Source organism: Saccharomonospora iraqiensis subsp. iraqiensis, from assembly GCF_000430445.1.
Taxonomy (GTDB): Bacteria; Actinomycetota; Actinomycetes; order Mycobacteriales; family Pseudonocardiaceae; genus Saccharomonospora; species Saccharomonospora iraqiensis.
The window spans coordinates 15,310-17,330 of sequence record NZ_KE387047.1; the positions used below are offsets into that span (position 1 = coordinate 15,310).

The 2,021-nt window shown below is 71.9% G+C and carries 3 protein-coding genes; 2 read left to right on the forward strand and 1 reads right to left on the reverse strand.

What is annotated here, in order from left to right; all coding sequences use genetic code 11:
• On the reverse strand, window positions 1-670 hold a 670-nt coding region (locus tag ACTIR_RS21525), incomplete at its 3' end, for a DoxX family protein (RefSeq protein WP_034238207.1).
• A 145-nt stretch (window positions 671-815) separates the two neighbouring features.
• Between ACTIR_RS21525 and ACTIR_RS0103660 the strand changes: the two genes are divergently transcribed.
• The gene (locus ACTIR_RS0103660; RefSeq protein ID WP_026453259.1) at window positions 816-1,175 is read left to right on the forward strand and encodes a type VII secretion target; all 360 of its coding nucleotides are present in this window, start codon (window positions 816-818) and stop codon (window positions 1,173-1,175) included.
• A partial coding sequence (locus ACTIR_RS21530; protein WP_411431314.1) for a WXG100 family type VII secretion target occupies window positions 1,175-2,021 on the forward strand: 847 nt, incomplete at its 3' end. The genes ACTIR_RS0103660 and ACTIR_RS21530, both read left to right, overlap by 1 nt.

The window sequence follows — 2,021 nt, forward strand, 5'->3', positions numbered from 1 at the left end:
GGACCGCCGCGGAGGACCCCGCCGCGAGGGTCAGCGCGACGAGCCCGAACACGAGCGGCCGGTGCCGCCACGGGGTGTTCCTGTCCAGGGCGAGCCGCCCCGAGCCGGTGAACAGCAGGGCGAACGCCGTCGCGGCGAGCACGAGTTCGTACTCGAACCCGCCCTGTCCCGCGAAGAACCCGGCACCCACCTTCACCGCGATCGCGTTCACCAGCACACCGAGGGCCGCGGCCGCGCCGAGCGGGGTGAACAGGCCGAGCACCAGCAGCACTCCCCCGCCGACCTCGGCCAGCGCCGTCACCCACGCGAGCAGGGTGGTCTGTCCGGTGTAGCCGAACGATCCGAGTCCGCGGGCGAACCCGTCCAGTCCGGGGCCGTCGAGCAGGCCGAACTTCTGCAACCCGTGCGCGACGAGCGTCCCGCCGAGCACGAGACGGAGCACGAACAGGGCGAGGTCGAGACCGCCGTGCCAGTGCCCGGGCCCCGACCTCGACCGTGTTGTCGTCCCCGTCCCCGGCTCCGTCGCGGTGTTGGTCCCCGGCTCCGCCCCGCCGGCGTTCGTGTCCCCACCGGTGGCCGCCGGTTCGCGTGCCGGGGGACCGCCGGGTTCGAACAGCGCGGAACCCGACAACGTCTGCGGCTGTTCGGTGCGGTCGTCGTGAGCACTCATGGGCGCGCAGCGTAGGACATTTTCGACCGTTCCGGGGACACAGCACGGCGCGTTCGGACAGAATGTCCCCGGCGACAGGCATCCCGGGTCCGCGACCCGGTGCCTTCTGGGGAAGATTCCTTTTCCGACGGGGGTGACGACGATCATGTCGACAGGTGCGGGCGGACACCGGGTGGAGACCGCCGAACTGCGCGGGTGTTCCGGGTTGGTGGCGCAGCAGGCGCGGCGGTTCAGCGAGATCGAGCGGCACGCCACCGACAAGGGCGGGGACACGAGCGGCTACACCGGACTGTTGGCGCTGCTCGCCCCGGCGGTGACCGGGGTGGTGGGGCTCTACGCCGACACGCTGCGGTTCGCGAACGAGAAGCTGACCGAGGTGGGGCAGAACCTGACGACCGCGGCCGACACCTACGACGCCCGCGACGAGGAGTCCCGCGCCCAGATGGACAAGCTCGACAGCGCCGTCGACTCCTCCGGCGACTTCCGCATCGGGGGCGCGGTCTGATGCCCGGCTACGCGGAGCTGGTGGACCCGACGGCGGAGCTGACGAAGGAACCCTCGTCGTCCGGCCCGTCGGTCGAGGAGGCCATCCAGGGAGCGGGTTTCCAGGTCCAGGCGGTGAACTGGGTCTGGGAGAAGGTCGTCGGCGAGGACCTCGTCTCGTCCATCATCACCCCGATCACGGGCGATTTCGAGGCGATCGGCAAGGCCGCGGCCGAGTGGAGCAACGTCAAGGACGCCCTGCAGGCGGTGCGCGGGAACCTCGCGGGCGGGTTGGAGGAGCTGCGCCCGTCGTGGTCCGGCGCCGCCGCCGACCAGTTCGCCGATCTCGTCGGCACGCGGTGGGTGCTCGCGATCGAGGCGGACGCCCAGGTGGCCTCGGTCCTCGGCAAGGCGCTGATGAAGGTGGCCGAGGGCTCGAAGCGGGCCTGCGACAAGGCGCTGGAGCTGATCGAGCGGCTGGTCAACAAGCTGATCGAGGCCGCGGCGATGCTGCCGATCCCCGTGGTCGGCTGGGGCCGTGCGGTCAAGGTGGTCTGGGACGCCTACCAGATCTACACGGCCATCATGGAGCTGATCGACGGCATCCAGGCGATGATCGAGGGCGCGCAGCAGGTCCTCGAGGGGGTCTCCTCCGTGGGGACGGCGCTGTCGCAGCTGGGTGAGGCGGGCAGCCTGAACGACGTGCTGGACGCGGGCGGCACGGCGGCCGGCGCGGTCTCCGACATCCGGGACGGCGCCACGTCCGTGCACGACGGGGCCACGCAGGCATCGAGCGCGGCCACCGACGCCACCGACGCGACCCGCAACGGGGTGGACAACACCCGGGGCGGTGGGGCCGAGGACCGCG

Excerpts from the sequence above, each read along its gene's own strand:
- ACTIR_RS0103660 (WP_026453259.1), top strand. The coding sequence starts at position 816 with ATGTCGACAGGTGCGGGCGGACACCGGGTGGAGACCGCCGAACTGCGC.